At 36.1% G+C, this 16330-nt stretch carries 16 protein-coding genes, 17 tRNA genes, 1 rRNA gene and 2 pseudogenes; 26 read left to right on the top strand and 10 right to left on the bottom strand.

What is annotated here, in order from left to right; genetic code table 11:
• The first annotated feature begins 182 nt into the window (after nt 1-182).
• The 18 genes from rrf (at nt 183) to LDX58_RS22755 (ending at nt 2037) form a co-directional block, all read left to right on the top strand.
• Nucleotides 183-298 (top strand): 5S ribosomal RNA (gene rrf, locus LDX58_RS22840).
• 8 nt (nt 299-306) lie between these two features.
• Nucleotides 307-381: transfer RNA gene (locus LDX58_RS22835), tRNA-Asn, on the top strand.
• Between the two features lie 4 nt (nt 382-385).
• Nucleotides 386-479 (top strand) — tRNA-Ser (locus LDX58_RS22830).
• A gap of 17 nt (nt 480-496) precedes the next feature.
• A tRNA-Glu gene (locus LDX58_RS22825) sits at nt 497-571 on the top strand.
• Nucleotides 572-578: 7 nt separating this feature from the next.
• Nucleotides 579-654: transfer RNA gene (locus tag LDX58_RS22820), tRNA-Val, on the top strand.
• Nucleotides 655-806: 152 nt separating this feature from the next.
• Nucleotides 807-880 (top strand) — tRNA-Met (locus tag LDX58_RS22815).
• Nucleotides 881-891: 11 nt separating this feature from the next.
• Nucleotides 892-968, top strand: a tRNA-Asp gene (locus LDX58_RS22810).
• 16 nt (nt 969-984) lie between these two features.
• A tRNA-Phe gene (locus LDX58_RS22805) sits at nt 985-1060 on the top strand.
• 8 nt (nt 1061-1068) lie between these two features.
• Nucleotides 1069-1141: transfer RNA gene (locus tag LDX58_RS22800), tRNA-Thr, on the top strand.
• An 82-nt stretch (nt 1142-1223) separates the two neighbouring features.
• Nucleotides 1224-1308 (top strand) — tRNA-Tyr (locus LDX58_RS22795).
• 8 nt (nt 1309-1316) lie between these two features.
• A tRNA-Trp gene (locus LDX58_RS22790) sits at nt 1317-1390 on the top strand.
• A 17-nt stretch (nt 1391-1407) separates the two neighbouring features.
• A tRNA-His gene (locus LDX58_RS22785) sits at nt 1408-1483 on the top strand.
• Between the two features lie 21 nt (nt 1484-1504).
• Nucleotides 1505-1579: transfer RNA gene (locus tag LDX58_RS22780), tRNA-Gln, on the top strand.
• Between the two features lie 2 nt (nt 1580-1581).
• Nucleotides 1582-1656 (top strand) — tRNA-Gly (locus tag LDX58_RS22775).
• A 10-nt stretch (nt 1657-1666) separates the two neighbouring features.
• Nucleotides 1667-1741, top strand: a tRNA-Cys gene (locus tag LDX58_RS22770).
• 14 nt (nt 1742-1755) lie between these two features.
• A tRNA-Leu gene (locus LDX58_RS22765) sits at nt 1756-1841 on the top strand.
• A 28-nt stretch (nt 1842-1869) separates the two neighbouring features.
• Nucleotides 1870-1946 (top strand) — tRNA-Arg (locus LDX58_RS22760).
• 6 nt (nt 1947-1952) lie between these two features.
• Nucleotides 1953-2037 (top strand) — tRNA-Leu (locus LDX58_RS22755).
• 356 nt (nt 2038-2393) lie between these two features.
• Here LDX58_RS22755 and LDX58_RS22750 read toward each other — a convergent pair.
• The 4 genes and pseudogenes from LDX58_RS22750 to LDX58_RS22735 all read right to left on the bottom strand — a co-directional run bounded on the left by LDX58_RS22750 (nt 2394) and on the right by LDX58_RS22735 (nt 4217).
• On the bottom strand, nt 2394-2582 hold the full coding sequence (locus LDX58_RS22750; protein ID WP_227939713.1) for a tyrosine-type recombinase/integrase: 189 nt from the start codon (nt 2580-2582) through the stop codon (nt 2394-2396).
• Between the two features lie 292 nt (nt 2583-2874).
• Nucleotides 2875-3519, bottom strand: a complete 645-nt coding sequence (locus LDX58_RS22745; RefSeq protein ID WP_227939711.1) for a tyrosine-type recombinase/integrase — start codon at nt 3517-3519, stop codon at nt 2875-2877.
• 108 nt (nt 3520-3627) lie between these two features.
• A pseudogene (locus LDX58_RS22740) lies at nt 3628-3765 on the bottom strand (Arm DNA-binding domain-containing protein); the annotation flags it as partial.
• 128 nt (nt 3766-3893) lie between these two features.
• On the bottom strand, nt 3894-4217 hold the full coding sequence (locus tag LDX58_RS22735) for a DUF771 domain-containing protein (protein WP_227939709.1): 324 nt from the start codon (nt 4215-4217) through the stop codon (nt 3894-3896).
• A 1074-nt stretch (nt 4218-5291) separates the two neighbouring features.
• Here LDX58_RS22735 and LDX58_RS22730 point away from each other — a divergent pair.
• Nucleotides 5292-6161: a tellurite resistance TerB family protein gene (locus LDX58_RS22730; protein WP_227939708.1), complete on the top strand. Its 870-nt coding sequence runs from the start codon at nt 5292-5294 to the stop codon at nt 6159-6161.
• 2 nt (nt 6162-6163) lie between these two features.
• Nucleotides 6164-7546, top strand: coding sequence for a hypothetical protein (locus tag LDX58_RS22725; protein ID WP_227939706.1), 1383 nt, complete (start codon nt 6164-6166; stop codon nt 7544-7546).
• Between the two features lie 412 nt (nt 7547-7958).
• Here the strand turns inward: LDX58_RS22725 and LDX58_RS22720 are convergent, their stop codons facing one another.
• Genes LDX58_RS22720 through LDX58_RS27060 form a run of 3 tightly spaced genes read right to left on the bottom strand, consistent with a single transcriptional unit; the run spans nt 7959 to nt 9269 of the window.
• A complete protein-coding gene (locus LDX58_RS22720; protein WP_227939704.1) occupies nt 7959-8519 on the bottom strand; it encodes an HNH endonuclease in 561 nt (186 codons plus the stop codon).
• Between the two features lie 17 nt (nt 8520-8536).
• Complete coding sequence (locus LDX58_RS22715) at nt 8537-8707, bottom strand: hypothetical protein (protein ID WP_227939702.1); 171 nt, start codon at nt 8705-8707, stop codon at nt 8537-8539.
• Nucleotides 8700-9269 (bottom strand): AAA family ATPase, encoded by a 570-nt coding sequence (locus LDX58_RS27060; protein ID WP_227939721.1) that lies wholly within the window; start codon nt 9267-9269, stop codon nt 8700-8702. Before LDX58_RS27060 ends, LDX58_RS22715 begins: the two co-directional genes overlap by 8 nt.
• A gap of 154 nt (nt 9270-9423) precedes the next feature.
• On the opposite strand from LDX58_RS27060, the gene LDX58_RS26190 reads away from it, so the two are divergent.
• The 6 genes from LDX58_RS26190 (at nt 9424) to LDX58_RS22685 (ending at nt 12286) form a co-directional block, all read left to right on the top strand.
• Nucleotides 9424-9552, top strand: a complete 129-nt coding sequence (locus LDX58_RS26190; RefSeq protein ID WP_265416812.1) for a hypothetical protein — start codon at nt 9424-9426, stop codon at nt 9550-9552.
• On the top strand, nt 9521-9778 hold the full coding sequence (locus LDX58_RS22705; RefSeq protein ID WP_227939700.1) for a hypothetical protein: 258 nt from the start codon (nt 9521-9523) through the stop codon (nt 9776-9778). Before LDX58_RS26190 ends, LDX58_RS22705 begins: the two co-directional genes overlap by 32 nt.
• Complete coding sequence (locus tag LDX58_RS22700; RefSeq protein WP_227939698.1) at nt 9751-9957, top strand: hypothetical protein; 207 nt, start codon at nt 9751-9753, stop codon at nt 9955-9957. Before LDX58_RS22705 ends, LDX58_RS22700 begins: the two co-directional genes overlap by 28 nt.
• Before the next feature lie 698 nt (nt 9958-10655).
• Nucleotides 10656-10910, top strand: coding sequence for an EamA family transporter (locus LDX58_RS22695; RefSeq protein WP_227939696.1), 255 nt, complete (start codon nt 10656-10658; stop codon nt 10908-10910).
• Between the two features lie 157 nt (nt 10911-11067).
• Nucleotides 11068-11793 carry a YetF domain-containing protein gene (locus LDX58_RS22690; protein WP_227939694.1) on the top strand — a complete coding sequence of 242 codons (726 nt, stop codon included), beginning with the start codon at nt 11068-11070 and terminating at the stop codon, nt 11791-11793.
• A gap of 271 nt (nt 11794-12064) precedes the next feature.
• The gene (locus tag LDX58_RS22685; RefSeq protein ID WP_227939692.1) at nt 12065-12286 is read left to right on the top strand and encodes a hypothetical protein; all 222 of its coding nucleotides are present in this window, start codon (nt 12065-12067) and stop codon (nt 12284-12286) included.
• A gap of 155 nt (nt 12287-12441) precedes the next feature.
• On the opposite strand, the gene LDX58_RS22680 is transcribed toward LDX58_RS22685, so the two are convergent.
• The 3 genes and pseudogenes from LDX58_RS22680 to LDX58_RS22670 form a co-directional block, all read right to left on the bottom strand.
• Entirely contained in the window at nt 12442-13680 is a 1239-nt protein-coding gene (locus LDX58_RS22680; protein ID WP_227939683.1) for an IS110 family RNA-guided transposase, read from the bottom strand.
• 510 nt (nt 13681-14190) lie between these two features.
• Nucleotides 14191-15429: an IS110 family RNA-guided transposase gene (locus LDX58_RS22675; RefSeq protein ID WP_227939681.1), complete on the bottom strand. Its 1239-nt coding sequence runs from the start codon at nt 15427-15429 to the stop codon at nt 14191-14193.
• Between the two features lie 328 nt (nt 15430-15757).
• Nucleotides 15758-16009: pseudogene (locus LDX58_RS22670) on the bottom strand (recombinase family protein); the annotation flags it as partial.
• Nucleotides 16010-16330 lie beyond the last annotated feature (321 nt).

Raw genomic sequence — 16330 nt, 5'->3', positions numbered from 1 at the left:
TAGGTCTGGTGTGGAAGCGTGGCGACACGTGGAGCTGACAGATACTAATCGGTCGAGGACTTATCCAATATATTTCTTGACGTCATATTTTGAATAAATATGAAAATATTTCTATTTTGCATTATCTAGTTTTGAGAGAACCTTAATTCTTTCAATGGTATTTTATTAAAAATACCTTATAGTCTGGTGGCGATAGCGAAGAGGTCACACCCGTTCCCATGCCGAACACGGTCGTTAAGCTCTTTTGCGCCGATGGTAGTTGGGGGCTTCCCCCTGTGAGAGTAGGACGTTGCCAGGCATTATTATTCCACAGTAGCTCAGTGGTAGAGCTATCGGCTGTTAACCGATCGGTCGTAGGTTCGAGTCCTACCTGTGGAGCCAATATGGAGAGCTGTCCGAGCTGGCCGAAGGAGCACGATTGGAAATCGTGTAGGCGGCGTAAAACCGTCTCGAGGGTTCGAATCCCTCGCTCTCCGCCAGGTAGTTTTTTGATAATGGCCCGTTGGTCAAGCGGTTAAGACACCGCCCTTTCACGGCGGTATCACGGGTTCGATTCCCGTACGGGTCACCAATTATATGGAGGATTAGCTCAGCTGGGAGAGCACCTGCCTTACAAGCAGGGGGTCGGCGGTTCGATCCCGTCATCCTCCACCATATTTATCTTAATGTAACGACGCGGGGTGGAGCAACGAGCATAACATCGTTGAATGATCTTCGAGTAACATCGACGCATTAACTTCTATGAAATACGAGAAGAGGAAGATCTCTCTTCATTGGAATAACATCATCCGAATACTTTATAACGACGCGGGGTGGAGCAGTCTGGTAGCTCGTCGGGCTCATAACCCGAAGGTCGGTGGTTCAAATCCACCCCCCGCAATTACCATTAATGGTCCGGTAGTTCAGTTGGTTAGAATGCCTGCCTGTCACGCAGGAGGTCGCGGGTTCGAGTCCCGTCCGGACCGCCATTTAATTTTAAAAGTTGGCTCAGTAGCTCAGTCGGTAGAGCAATGGACTGAAAATCCATGTGTCGGCGGTTCGATTCCGTCCTGAGCCACCATTTACTATGCCGGCCTAGCTCAATTGGTAGAGCAACTGACTTGTAATCAGTAGGTTGGGGGTTCAAGTCCTCTGGCCGGCACTCTCGTGACTTGACCTAAAAAATACTGTTCACATATTGACTTTTACGAACATATTTTGTAATATAGGTATTGTGTTTTCGTGGAGGGGTAGCGAAGTGGCTAAACGCGGCGGACTGTAAATCCGCTCCCTCCGGGTTCGGCGGTTCGAATCCGTCCCCCTCCACCATTTATTTTAGGGGTATAGTTTAAAGGTAGAACAAAGGTCTCCAAAACCTTCGGTGTGGGTTCAATTCCTACTACCCCTGCCAAATTCATTAATATGTTGGCGATTGTGGCGAAGTGGTTAACGCACCGGATTGTGATTCCGGCACTCGTGGGTTCAATTCCCATCAGTCGCCCCATAAACATTATATTTTTTGCGTTGGGCTATCGCCAAGCGGTAAGGCAACGGATTTTGATTCCGTCATGCGTAGGTTCGAATCCTGCTAGCCCAGCCAACGCGGAAGTAGTTCAGTGGTAGAACACCACCTTGCCAAGGTGGGGGTCGCGAGTTCGAATCTCGTCTTCCGCTCCATTTTTTGTTTGGCGGCATAGCCAAGTGGTAAGGCACGGGTCTGCAAAACCCTTATCCCCCGGTTCGAATCCGGGTGCCGCCTCCATATATTTCTGCCGTGCCGGGGTGGTGGAATTGGCAGACACACAGGACTTAAAATCCTGCGGTAGGTGACTATCGTGCCGGTTCAAGTCCGGCCCTCGGCACTCTTTTAATTAAATTAATACAACTTTTGCGCCCTTAGCTCAGCTGGATAGAGTGTTTGACTACGAATCAAAAGGTCGGGAGTTCGAATCTCTCAGGGCGCGCCATTATTTGCCGGTGTGGCGGAATTGGCAGACGCGCACGACTCAAAATCGTGTTCCTTCTGGAGTGCCGGTTCGACCCCGGCCACCGGTACCATACATAGAATTAGGTTAAATTTAAAACAGATTATAAACTCAGAAGTGTTGATAAATCAATGTTTCTGAGTTTTTTGTTTTTTAGAGAATAAGTTAGAAACAGATAGAACGCGATTTTTTTTACACGAGATTTTACACATGGCTAATATTTTTTACACAAGTTTTTACACAAAGAAATATGCACCTTTTAATAGGATTAAAAAGTTAAACAAAATAGTAATAAGTGTTTAGCTTAAGGTCCTTTTAGCAATATAATCATAAATTTTATTTAAGAATTAGCAATGGCAATACAATAATAGCTTATCAAGTTAATATCACTTGATAAGCTTTGACCACATCTTTTTTGCTTCATTCACCTTAATCGTATAAACTTTCATACGTTTCATTTGTAATTTTCTCGTCTTCCTCTTCTGATTCTTCTAAAAGATGAATATACTTTTTATAAGTTGTCTCAATATCACTATGACCTAGACGCTTACTCACATAATGTAATCTTGTACCTTTGTGTATCAGTACACTACCGTGAGTATGTCTTAGTCCATGCACACCAATAAGCGGAAGAATGTTTAAGTAAAGTTAAACTTCTTTTAATAACTTATTCGCACGTTCATTTGTGATCACTTTGTACTTAGATTTTGAATTATAGAAGACCAAACGATGTTTATTGTCCGGTAGTGTTTTAAATAAATCTTTAAACACACTCATTGTTTTTATGTTGACGCTAATTATTCTGTCACAGTATGTTCCATTGGACCTCTTCTTGGTACGACCAAATCCCAATTTTTTTCTATTGCTATACCCCCAAGTTTTATTAACATTGATTTTGTTGTTATCAAAGTCAGTCTTCAAAAGTGAGACCAACAAGTTCTGCAAAACGTAAACCTGTTTCTAAACCTAATAATAATAGATAATACACTTTATCTTCATGAAGCCTCTTGAGTAATTCTTTATACACCAACTTGCTATCGTTATAGTTTAAGTGTTTTTCACTTTCAACCTTAGCAAGAACCGTGTAATATAAATTGGTTTTCAGAGTGAAATTACGAGGAATAATTTGTTCTTCTACCGCTTCCTGAACACATTCGCGTATATGGCCATGAAGCTTTTCGACGGTTTCTTTAGCCTTGTTTTCACCAAATTCATTCAGGAATTCCTGGTAAGAATTTTTAGTAATATCTTGCAGTGGTTTACTACCAAAATGTTCTTTAATTCGTTCATAGGTGTATTTATAATGTCTTAGTGTTACATCGGATAGACCTTTTTTGTATAACTGTACCCAGTTATCAAAATATTCATCAATTGGAGCATCCTTTAAATGAGGTACTATCCCCTTATTTAATTTTGCCTCAAGTTCTGTAGCAGCGGCTTTTGCCTCTGTTCTGTTTTTAAATCCACCTTTTCTAAATACCGTTGTTTCACCATTTACTGTGTGACTTACTGTGTATTGAAACGATTTCTTTCCTCTTTGTTGAATACTAGCCATTGTTTCATCTCCTCTTTTAACCCAATGTGAGAGCTTTACAGAATTCTACGTAATAGGTTGCTAATACAATTTTTGAATAAGTTTCCTGGTAGCTATTAGAAACTACTTCTAGGCATCTCTGAGTGTAAAATTTGCATTCAATTTCAGAGCTAATTGTACTTCTGCTTTCGTCTTAAACCCACTCTTTGTATATTCTTTTGTTTTGCCGTTTACTGTGTGACTAACTGTATATCCCCACGTTTCTCCTCTTTTTCGGAAAAACTCGCCATTTTCTAATCACCTCTATGGTTTATTTCTTTAAAATTTTACCCTTTCAAAGAATCAAGGTAAAATTTTCAATAGCATTTTTAATAGTTATGAATTTGCTCTTAAACTCATTTAGAGAATATTTGTTGAAAATGATCATCTAAAAACTTTGCCATCTTGGAGGCTTGAAATGACCACTTTTGCCCTTTTGATTCTGGGTAACGTACAAATCCTCCCTTTTTTACATCAAGAACTTTTCTGAATTTAGAAGGATAAAGAACATTTTCTTTGATCCACTCATGTTTGCGATTTATTCTCTTCTCAAGGTCTTCCATTGTCCACCAGGTACCTGTTAGTTGCTGCTGTTCTAATTCTTGTAATTCAACTCTAGAGATAAGAATATAATCTTCTGGAATTGGTATAATTAAATTTGCTGATAACTGTTGTTGCATTGAACTTCCTCCTCAAACTTAAGAAATAAAATTAGGAAAATAAAAAGCACCCCAGAACATCCTTAAGAATAGAATCTTAATGGAAAAATCTGGCGGTGCTTCCGCTCTTAAAATATTCTTTTAATTATAAGTACTTCAATTTCTATGTAATTGTCATTACAGAATTTTTTATAATTGCAAGTATTTCCCCTTTAAATTAATGCACCTAGTAGGTCTAATGAATAGAGGTTTCTAAACTAAGTGTTAATGCTAGATTAGCACGGATTTTTTGGATTGGATATTAAAAGCGAAAAAAAACTTTTTATTCATCCCAGTAGTTTTTGCTTAAAACTGAGTTATAAAGTGAATTACTAAATACAGATTAGCATGAACAAAATAGGATGGATATTGTAAGTGATAAAAATTCTAAAACTTTTTTTATTCATTCCATGTGAAGATTAATTTATAAAGTAAACTACTAAAATAAGAATATCATGAACTAAATGTGATGGATATTGTAAGTACAAAATTTGTTTTGTTCATTCTCATTCCAAGTAGTTTTTCATGTAAGGCTATTGAGAGATCAATAAACAATGGTAATACATTAGTTTTCCATATACAGGGCCAGATTGTGGATTAACCGTTATATTACGTAGTAGAAAAAAAGTGAAGTAACTGAAAGGATATGAAGAACAATAAAGAAAATTGTCCGCTTTGTAATGCTGATTTGCAAGGAGAATCTATACCGAAAGAACATCAAGATTCTTATAATGCTACACACTTTACTCGAAAAATTGGAATTTCAGATATTGAGAGAGACCGAATTGTGAAATGGAAATGCCCTGATTGTAAAGGAGAGTAGGCTATAAAATAGGTAATATACATTACATTAGATAACTACTGCGCGGTATTAATCCAATTTTCGATAATAGGGAATGATTCCTAAATAAAGGGACGGTTCCTTTTCAATTTTATGATGATATTGTACTATTTTTAGCTTTTTTTTGAGTATATAGTATTAATAGAAATAGGTGGTAAAATAAGTATAAAAGTTTAATTTAAAAATAAATACTGCGTATAGAAGAGGCGATCAAAATGGCAAAAGAACAAGATATTAAATTTTCAGAAGAGCAATTGGTAAGTTTATATGGTTTGTTATTTAAAATAGCTTATGTGGATGGTGAACTTGATAAAGATGAATTAAGAAGAATATTTGAAATGATAAATACAGAAGATTTTTCCGAAAGAGGAAAGCAGAAAGTTCAAAATTACCTAGTAGAGGAGCCTGAAGTTGAAGAAATCATTGCAAAGATAAAGGTTGACATAGAAGAAATGAAATACATTGCCTATCTTAATTGTATCGAAATTTCAATCTGCAATGATGAAGTCAACGGGCTACAGCAAGAGGTTCTAATTCGACTAAAAAACGAGTTTCATATTACGAATGAACAAGATAAAGAGATGAGGAAGTTTGCTCAAACTGCAAAGGATATTGCTGAAAGAGGGATTGACGATGAATATGCAAAAGATACATTGAAGTCAGGGGCTGCTGGATTAGGAGCTGTTGGGGTTCCAATTGCTGCAGTTTACTTTAGTGGCAGTGTCATTGGTTTAAGTGCAGCAGGAATTACAAGTGGTCTGGCAGCAGTAGGGTTAGGTTTTGGGATGATTCCTGGAATTGGGGTTGCTATCTTAGTAGGTTCAGTTATATTCATTGCCTTAACGAAGATCTTTGATGTAGGTGGTAAAAGGAAGAAGAAAAAAGCACAGCTAGAAAAAGAGAGAAGAGCGGAACAAGTAATTCGTAATTTACAAGAAACCATCAATTATTTATTTGAGAAAATTTTAGTATTAGAGGAAAAAGCAAAAGATGCAGAAGCAAATAAAGAAGCGATCAAAAAACTTCAAGATGTTGTTCAGAAGTTAAAGCAGATTCAGAATGCCAAGAAGAAAGTGGCTGTTTAATCATGTTAACGAATGAAGAATTACAGGATATCTCTGTTATTTTAAATGTGCAGCAACATCTAGTAAATCGTCTGAAAAAAAGTGTTGAGGTACTTGAACAATCTTTTTCGACAAATGAGGATACAGCTTTGGAAATAGAGTCGTTACAGCAATTGCTCGATGAAGTATTGGCAGATGTAGACTTACTTTCTGATGAAGACATAGATTTTGCCCAGAAGGAAGCAAAAAGTATCGATTTTATCTATGAAGCGAAACGTGCAGAGATTAAATCAAGTTTAGAAAAAATAGCTTACACGACTTGGAATGATTATGTGGCTCAATGCTATCAATATTCCTTTAAACAGGATATTGATCCATTTTTACCTTATGAAATGTTATTAAGTAAAAAAGATTTAGAAACCATTAAATCAGAGAGTTATGCTAATCAATATAAGTGGGATAAGTGGGATTATTTGTTTGTTGGATTAGCAGGCTTTATTGGCGCCCTTATTGACTTTTTTATAGTGGCAATTCCAAAAGATATGAATACAGGGGTCTATAAAGGACAAAAAGGTAGTCCGTTAACAAAATGGTTACAAGAGTTAAAATTACCTCCAGCGTTGCAAAAGTGGTTAGAGGAAGCAGCAAAGGTTCCATATGATCAGACGGGTGGTTCTCTTCATCGAATAGATACACCTGGACACGATCCGGTATTAGGGTTTGTTTTTGGAGTCATTGATCTAATAAGAGGAACATCCACATCTTTTAAAGATGGAAATATTATCATTGAAAAAGTTGGAGCAGGTATAAATCCATTAGAAGCATTGATCAAACAGTTTCTTCACTTATGTTCAGATGCTTTTACAAAAACAGGACTACCAGTACCTTTTGCCTCAATTTTTAAATTACAAGACATTGGTAGTTTCAAAAGGGCTAATGGCAAAACCGCAACAGTAAGTCAACTTACTACATGGATGTATTATCACGGTTATGATCTGCGACATTTCGTGACGATGAGTGCGACACCAGCCTCTATTGAAATAATTTTGAGATTATATATTATGATTCGCCAATTTGTTGAAAAAGATGATTGGAAATTTAAATTAGCCAACAATCCCAAATATCGTTTAATGTTATTGTCAGCTCATTCCATCGCCTGTGCGACCAATGTAGGAAAAGTATATTTACGAGCAGGAAACCCATTAGCAATTAATTATGCGGAGTGGTTAATGTTTATCCGGTATCTCGTGCCGTCATTGAAATATTGGCTATTTGATCGAGCAGAGCTAGAGCTAAATCATCTAGAAAAAGTAAATGATCAAATTTGGGATGAACTAGTAGAGAACTCAGATAACTTATTAAAAAAATGTGGGCTTGAACAAATGGAAATAGTGAGTTTAGGCTAGTAGAGGTAGAGAGATGGTTTAGAATTACGAAAACTCAACTCGTCTTGTCAAAATTTAAATATCTCCTTGCTAGTACCTTTTCTAGTAATACTAGTTTAAAGATGTAAGCAAATTAACAGTCTTCATTTTCAACAATCTGGACTATTGTTGAAGAAGATCAATTAATAAAAAAACAGTTTCAGCGCAGTACAAGAATACTGTTGAAAAATACCAATCTAAAAGACGATTATGTTCAAAGTGATCGTCTTTTCAAATTTGACAAAATACTGCGTAACAAAGAACTTCATCTTTGGGTGACTTTGTGAAAGAGTGTACTTAAGCTAAGGATCGGAATAGCTGAAGAGGCAATCAAACCACGATTAAAAAAATTTTATCAATTGGAAAGCCACTGTAGTGGCTTTCTGTTTTAGAACTAAACAAGATTCAAACAATTAATTGATAATAACTTTTCAAGGTCACTTAGTTCATCATCCCAAAAATCCAATTCTATTAAAATATCTTTACAGTAACAAAAATTCTCATCGTTTAAAATAATAGTAGCTACAGTAGCTGAATAATCTTTTTGCGGCAAACCTTGTCTAAGTAGAGATTTAAGACCATTAACTATCATATTCTTTCGCCTTGTACTCACATTAACGCCATGGTGATAATCTCTTAATTTGTCTGCAATCTTCTCAATAGAATCTTGAGCTTCATTTCCAATTAGAAATCTACACTGAACTAACCTTTCTGTATCATTTAAATATAATACATCAATGGTATTTTGGCCAATTTGATCGTTTGCTTTTAACCTGTAATTCCTCATGGTAATATGTGTTTTGGGGTCATCTCTACATGGATTAATTATATAGTCATTATTTGGATCGTGTTCACCTTTGTTAGTGTTACATCGTTTACAAGAAGGTAAAAGGTTATCCCAGTCAACTACTAGATTAGGATAATGCTTCTTAGGAAGAAAGTGCTCTACCTCCATATACTTACTTTCCTCTTTTATATTACATTACAGTAGCAGCACTTTTCTTTTGATAGGTCTAGCAATGCCTCTTTAATGAATTTTTTATTCCAAACATTTGAACCAGTAAGTTTAAATTCACTAACTAAAGTCGTAACCAATTGGTCAGTTAACTCGACAGGTTTTGGTGTTCTATTTAGTTTAATCATCCGTGTCACCACCAATAGTGGTTAGTTGAATTTCCAAAATTTTCTTTAAAGGATTCCTTGGGTGTAGCATTAAGTCCAGTATTTCATATGCTTTCTTTGCGCTGGCAATATCTTCCTTATTTAATGCTTCTTCAAACTCTCTTATAACCTTAATATAAGTGTCGGACCGTGTTTCTTGTAACCCCATTACATCTATTAGTATTTCTTCAACAGTCCATCCTTGATAGCCAAAACTGCTGCTTGGCAAGTCGCGTTTATACACTATATTTTCTTCATTTAATCCTAATGAGATTAGTTCATTAGGTTCCGCTACTTGAATCATATGTGGACTATGAGTACTAAGAATTATTTGTGCTTTAGGTACTACTTCTTTTAAAATTTGAATTAAACTTGCCTGCCATTGAGGATGAAGATGTAAATCTGCCTCGTCTATTAAAATTAAACCATCAAAATCATTTACCTTGATGCCAGGATTCTTAAATCTATATTCAATTTGTTTTATTAGACCTAGTAATAAAATTAATACTGATTTATACCCCGAAGATAAATATTCAAAATAAATATCCTTTTCAAAGGCCGATAATAATATTTCGTGTGTATGGTGGTAAATACAGGAAGGTATCTTGATTCAGTGGCTAATTTATATCTAGAAGGTAATGAGTTTTTGAAGTGAAATAAGTATGGGTGTCCTTCGCAGAAAAAAGGTGATGGATGGAATGAAGATAGATGGAGTTGAGCAAGAAGTTGAAGATTTTAAAGATGAAACTCCTGAAAATGTTTTGGTTTTGAACGTTGAAGGTGAGAAAAAAGAAGTTGAAGTCACACCTGCCGATAAACAATACTGAAAACCCCGTTGAAATTAAAATGACAGAGAACTTTGAAATTACTTCTCGTAAAGAAGGAAACTATTTATCTGGTAAAGGAGAATTCGATGGAGCTTGGGTGACTTTGAAAGCGAAAAAATTCAAGCAACCTGAGTTAGCGTCATATTCCAAAGCTTTAAAGGTTGTCGATAGTTATGGAAACTATGAAAAAGTAAATGAATGGATTTATCAATTTATCCAGAATTAGATGAAATGTATGAGTATTACATGACTTCCGATGGTGTGGAATATCATATTTGTGTATTTACAGCTACTGATTCGGATGATATAACAAAGGAAATTGTATTTTATTTTCCTAATGACATCGTAACACCTGAGACAGAAGCTTTGGTAAGAGCAATGGCTTCATCTGTGAAAGTAAAATAAAAAAACAGTCATCCAGGTATTATCCGGTGTTGGAAAGCTTGATAAGAGAAATGACTTTTGGAATTCGGAATAAAAACTTACTGTTAAGTACGAGCACTGCGGTTTTATCGTGGTGCTTTTTCGTCATTGGGTAAAAGGAAGGTGTCTATGCTATATAAGGGGGTGTAATTTGATGAAAAAAGAAGAAGGCTCGTATTATTCCAGTTATGCATTAGTGTTCGTTCCCCTATTTGAAGGGGCTCTTGCAACGGTATTTCCGAATTTCTCAAAGAATATCTTTCTCGTTCACTCATTATGCTAGTAAATATAGGTTGGCTGATCATCTCAAGGGTAAGGAAAAGTCATTTGTGGCAAAATTGGCGAATCATTTGTTTGCATTGTGTATCCTTTTATTCAATTGGAGATATTGGGGACAGCCTTTCTGGTTAGGGATCATACAGACAACTTAATAAAGCCGTTGAAATGGTGTATATAGAGGACAGCATTGGCACTGATACAATGTGTAATATCCCCCCACATTGAATTGGTGTTAGATACTAACACTTCACTTATTTTGTTCGGGAATTCAAACTTTATTCTTGTTAGAAAAAAGCAAAAAGGTAAGTAAAAAAGATCATTTACTGTTTATATTTATTTGTAAATATAAGCCAAATGGCTATGATATTGTTTAAACTAATACAAGAAAGAACGGAAAAAGTTTGTATTTTGCAGAGAATAAGTTCACATCGTTGCAATTAGGAAATGCGAGTTCTGTTGCCAGTATGATGTATCTTGAGCTAGCCATTGCTATTTTGGTTGCGTGGTTTTGGTTAAGTGAATGGACGACCACTTTTGCACTTATAGGGGGAATGATTGCCCTTTTAGGTGTTATCATCGTTAATGGATTAGGTAGGAAAAACCAAAAAACTAAAAAAAGAACTTCAGTGAAAACTGAAGTCATAACTATATGCTAAAGTTCAAATTTTAAGAATCGATCCTATCACAAGCTAGGGTCGATTTCTTTATTTATACTAAATCACCTTTCATAAAAATCAACCTTTATAACTGTTTGGTATAGAAAAAGTTAAAAGGGAAATGGTGTTAATAACAATAGATAGAAAGAAGGGGAAGTTGTTGGAGGTTTGGCATGGTGCAGAGGATTTGCCCATATATGGTTTTATCATAAGGGCTACTATTATTTATGTTTATATTTTTTTTGTGGTTAAAATACTAGGACAACGCTTAATGGTTGCATTTCACCCCATTGACTTTATCTTCGCAGTCATTATAGGGGACGTAGTAGGTGAACCTTTATCAAGTGGTGATATTGCACTCGGTGGACCATTAGCTGCAGCTTCTTTCATCGCAGGGTTACATCTTACGTTATCCTACTTGGCCCTAAAGAATGCAAGGGTTAGGCGTATTGTAGAAGCAGAGCCAATTATTATTATCAATAAAGGACATATATTAGTAGACGAATTACGTAAAGCCAAAATTACTGTAGAATCACTAATGATGGATTTACGGTTAAATCAAGCAAGCGATTTAACAGAAATTGATTACGCTATCCTTGAACCTAATGGACAAATTAGTGTTATAAAGAAGTCTAAATATGATTCACTAACACCTAGTGACTTGATGAAAGATCCCCCTGAAAAAGGATACCCGTCAGTATTAATATTAGAGGGAAAAATCAACAATTCAAATTTAGTTAAATTAGGCCATAGTATTGAATGGTTGCAATTTCAAGTAGAAAGACATGGACATGAGAGCATTAAAGATATCTTTTTATTAACGGTTGATGAAAGAAGCGAAAGGATTTTTGTTAGTGGAGAGAACAAGAAAGAGATAGTGTAGAGTAAGAACTTTTCAGGTAACGGGTACAGTTCTTAAAGAGAAATTGTTAATTAAATGGGTAAATAACATTGTAATTAACATACAAAAAAACTCGGAAAATCCGAGCGTTTTTCACTTTTTTAATTTTTTTGTTCCGTTAAAGCTCCCTTTAGTTTTAAGTTCAACCTTCACAATTTCACCGATTCTTATACAAAAAATCCGAAGGTTCGCTGCGAAAATATCGCAAAACCCTCGGATTGGAAACAAATCGTTAATTTACTTTAGAGACTAGATGGAAGAGAATGCCGAAGCAGCCACTAATCTTAAACTCTTGCTCCCGTTTATTGATATCGTACCTTTTCAACAAGATAAAAAACACTTAATAGAGTTAAGAGAGTATCTTCGTGATGTAGGTTTAGGATTGAACATTACAATAAGAAATGATATGGGTTCTTTTATGGGCAAAGTGACATCATTAGTTGAAAAAAATGAAGTACAACTGCAAATAGAATAAGTTCTTTTCTTATTCAGCGAAACCAGCTAATAGTTTGTCAACATTTTTCAATAAAAAGATTAATAACCTCATGATATACTGAATTTACACATGCTAAATAACCTTCCTTTCAAGTGTTTTTGGAAGGTTTTGTTGTATTTAGTTAGATATAGTTCCTAGGCTATATCTTGGAAAGTAGTTCTGCTTTTTAGTAAGGCATAAATCCAGTGTAAGAGCTTATTTACACAGGCAATAATGGCTACTCTGAAGGGTTTTCCTTCTTCGCGTTTCTTATCGTAAAACTCTCTTAGTCTTTTATTGCGTGCAATGATCTCATCAGTCGTTTTCTTTTTACGTGCATCCCGAATACCACTCTGAACAGCCATATACAAGGCATGACGTAGCCTACAAGAACCTCGTTTGGTAATTCGATTAACGGATGCAGTAAACTTACCAGAAGAGTAAACACTCGGATCTACTCCAGCGAATGCAACGAGTTTTTTGGCATCATTAAACCGATCTATCTCTCCAACTTCAGAAATAATCGTTGCCGCGATTTTTTCTCCGATTCCAGGGATAGATTGGAGTATTTCATATTCTTCAATTTCACTAGCGAGGGCATCTATTTCATCCACAATTTTTGAAAGATGCTCTTGGTATTGAAGAACAATACTAATCAACATTTCAAGATTAAAGATGTGACTTTGGTAAAGGTTGTTTTGAAACGGGTTACGAAGGGCTGCTTCTCTTAACTTTTGTGCCCTTTCGTTTGCCCATAGCTCTGAACGACTCATACATAACGAAGCTATTTTTTCAGTTAGTTCTTTTTCACCTACACTTAAAACAGCCTCAGAAGTTGGAAATGCCAGTAGTGTAAGCAATGATACTTTTGAATACAGACTTCCAAATACACCTCTATACTCAGGGAATACCTGATCTATGAGGGAATGAAGCTGCAACTTAGTCTTTGCTGATATTTCCGCGATGCTTTCCTGTTGTCTTGTTAGATTACGAAGGTTTAAGAGCTGTATTCCTCGTTTTTTATAAGGTTCTAATTCTTCTTTATAAAACAGTTCACAAAGATGATAAGCATCAACGGCATCTGTTTTTACCTTACGCAGACTTGAGCTTTTGGCTCTGTGTGAGATTAGTGGATTCACAATAATATATACATAGTTTTGCTCCTCTAAAAATTGAATAACGGGAGTATGGTAGTGACCAGTTGACTCCAAAACTACTGAAGGTTGGTTACCATTAGTCAATTTTTCAACTTCTTGAAGGAATACTAGTAAATTACCCAACCCTTCAAGATCATGTTTAATACTAAAACTCTTTCTGTATGGTTTGCCTTTATCTAAAAAAGCTTGAACCTGACTTTCCCCTTTTGAAACATCCAGACCAATGACTGGATTCATAAACTATCTCCTCCTAGAATGTAAATTAGTCGGTATCCCCTAAGGCTTCTTGTAATGTCATAGGTTCGCTTGTTAAACGGGATCCATGTCCCAACCAGCCTGAAACATGTTCATACAAGTAGGGGGAGAACAGTTTAGCTAACGGGATCGAGTCCCACGGGAGCTCCGTTCTACCCCGACTACCGATATGATAAAATCATATAAAAAGAGATCAATCAGAAATATCTGGCTAACCTTATATTACGAACGGTAGCTTATGTTGAATTAAGATAGATGTAAAACAACAGAATCATTTGCTGCGTAGTACAAAGATAATACGCATTCAAAACAACATCTATTTGTACTAACTTTGTGAAAGAATTTACTAAATAAGTAAACCAGCTAATAGTTTGTCAACATTTTTCAATAAAAAAATAAAAACATACATGATATACTAAAATTGCTTATGCCAAATAACCTTCCTCTCTACTGTAATTGGAAGGTTTTGTTGTATTTAGTTAGATATAGTCTCTAGGCTATATCTTGGAAAGTAGTTCTGCTTTTTAGTAAGGCGTAAATCCAATGTAAGAGTTTATTAACACATGCAATCACTGCTACTCTAAAGGGTTTTCCTTCTTCGCGTTTCTTATCGTAAAACTCTCTTAGTCTTTTATTGCGTGCGATGATCTCATCAGTCGTTTTCTTTTTACGAGCATCACGAATACCACTTTGAACAGCCATATACAAGGCGTGACGTAGCTTGCAAGAACCTCGTTTAGTAATTCGATTAACGGATGCAGTAAACTTACCAGAAGAGTAAACACTAGGATCGACTCCAGCAAATGCAACGAGTTTTTTGGCATCATTAAACCGATCTATCTCTCCAACTTCAGAAATAATCGTGGCAGCGATTTTTTCTCCGATTCCAGGGATCGATTGGAGTATTTCATATTCTTCAATTTCACTAGCGAGGGCATCTATTTCGTCGGCAATCTTTGAAAGATGCTCTTGGTATTGAAGAACAATGCTAATCAACATTTCAAGATTAAAGATGTGACTCTGGTAAAGGTTGTTCTGAAACGGGTTACGAAGGGCTGCTTCTCTTAACTTTTGTGCTCTTTCGTTTGCCCATACCTCTGAACGACTCATACATAGCGAAGCTATTTTTTCAGTTAGTTCTTTTTCACTCACATTTAAAACAGACTCAGAAGTTGGAAATGCCAATAGAGTAAGCAATGATACTTTTGAATACAGACTTCCAAATACGCCTCTATACTCAGGGAATACCTGATCTATTAGGGAATGGAGCTGTAACTTAGTCTTGGCTGATATTTCCGCAATACTTTCCTGTTGTCTTGTTAGATTGCGAAGGTTTAAGAGTTGTATTCCTCGTTTTTTATAAGGCTCTAACTCTTCTTTATAGAACAACTCACAAAGATGATAAGCATCAACTGCATCTGTTTTCACCTTCCGTAAACTTGAACTTTTGGCTCGATGTGAGATAAGAGGATTAACCATAATATAAACATAATTTTGTTCCTCCAAAAACTGAATAACGGGAGTATGGTAATGCCCAGTTGACTCTAAAACGACCGCAGGTTGATGACCACCAGCTGATTTTTCTACTTCTTGTAGAAATAGTAGTAAATTCCCCAACCCTTCAATAGTATGTTGAATACTAAAACTCTTACGATAAGATTTTCCCTTGTCCAAAAAAGCTTGAACCTGACTTTCTCCTTTTGAAACATCCAGACCAACGACTGGATTCATAATTGAATCTCCTCCTAGAAAATAAATTAGTCGGTAACCCCTAGAGCTGCTTGTAATGTCATAGGTTCGCTTGTTAAACGGGATCAATGTCCCAACCAGCCTGAAACATGTTCATACAAGTAGGGGGCGAACAGTTTAGCTAACGGGATCGAGTCCCACGGGTGCGACGTTCTACCCCGACTACCGTTATCATAAGACCATATAGAAAAAGGTCAACCAGAAAAATCTGGCTAACCTTATATTACGAACGGGTGCTTGAGTTTAATTAAGAGTAATTTAAACCAGGACAGACGTTGGTCCTGGTTTTTAGTGTAAATTGCTGACTAGTTTAGACTTGAACTTTTCGTTGCTCTTTAGCTTTAGCGTATATAGTAGAACGAGGAACACCTGTCATTCTCACAATGTCATTAACGCTCAAACCGTTGGATTCTCTTTCAGCATACAGCTGCAAAGCCTTCTTAACGTCCTTCTCAGCCTTCCCTTTCCCCTGTGCCTTGGCTCTATCGCGTCCTTCAGCTGTTCTCTCGGCAATCAAATCACGTTCAAACTCGGCAATGGCGCCTAGCATAGTAAACATAAGCTAAGAGTAGAAGGTAATTGGATTAAGATTTTTTACGTTTAGAAATCAAACCTATTTCAATGTATTAGAGATGATTAGGTTTGCAGAGAAAAAAGGCATAGTATAACACGATGCCTTTTTTATAATTCGGTAGGTTCTTCCTCTATGCTATTTGAAAAAAGGGGGAAATGGAAATGTATTAGTTTAATGTTATTTCGGTAATGGTATTTGTCGTTTTATTAATACACCGAAAGAAATGATGATTAAAACAAGAACTTTTATTAAAGATCCTTGATTTTCTATTTGTGATTAGCTTGATATTATTATTCATAATGGTCCTAC

The organism is Alkalihalobacillus deserti (assembly GCF_020734105.1).
GTDB classification, from domain to species: domain Bacteria; phylum Bacillota; class Bacilli; order Bacillales; family Bacillaceae_D; genus Halalkalibacter; species Halalkalibacter deserti.
The sequence above is the reverse complement of the archived record's forward strand: the minus strand, read 5'-3'. Positions and strand labels throughout refer to the sequence as shown.

Bases quoted from the DNA above. Each gene is read 5' to 3' on its own strand.
- LDX58_RS22685 (WP_227939692.1), top strand. From the start codon at position 12,065: ATGGAAGAGAATGCCGAAGCAGCCACTAATCTTAAACTCTTGCTCCCG.
- LDX58_RS26190 (WP_265416812.1), top strand. From the start codon at position 9,424: ATGAAGATAGATGGAGTTGAGCAAGAAGTTGAAGATTTTAAAGATGAA.
- LDX58_RS22720 (WP_227939704.1), bottom strand. From the start codon at position 8,519: ATGGAGGTAGAGCACTTTCTTCCTAAGAAGCATTATCCTAATCTAGTA.
- LDX58_RS22730 (WP_227939708.1), top strand. From the start codon at position 5,292: ATGGCAAAAGAACAAGATATTAAATTTTCAGAAGAGCAATTGGTAAGT.
- LDX58_RS22680 (WP_227939683.1), bottom strand. From the start codon at position 13,680: ATGAATCCAGTCATTGGTCTGGATGTTTCAAAAGGGGAAAGTCAGGTT.
- LDX58_RS22715 (WP_227939702.1), bottom strand. From the start codon at position 8,707: ATGATTAAACTAAATAGAACACCAAAACCTGTCGAGTTAACTGACCAA.
- LDX58_RS22700 (WP_227939698.1), top strand. From the start codon at position 9,751: ATGGATTTATCAATTTATCCAGAATTAGATGAAATGTATGAGTATTAC.
- LDX58_RS22725 (WP_227939706.1), top strand. From the start codon at position 6,164: ATGTTAACGAATGAAGAATTACAGGATATCTCTGTTATTTTAAATGTG.
- LDX58_RS22675 (WP_227939681.1), bottom strand. From the start codon at position 15,429: ATGAATCCAGTCGTTGGTCTGGATGTTTCAAAAGGAGAAAGTCAGGTT.
- LDX58_RS22745 (WP_227939711.1), bottom strand. From the start codon at position 3,519: ATGGCTAGTATTCAACAAAGAGGAAAGAAATCGTTTCAATACACAGTA.
- LDX58_RS22735 (WP_227939709.1), bottom strand. From the start codon at position 4,217: ATGCAACAACAGTTATCAGCAAATTTAATTATACCAATTCCAGAAGAT.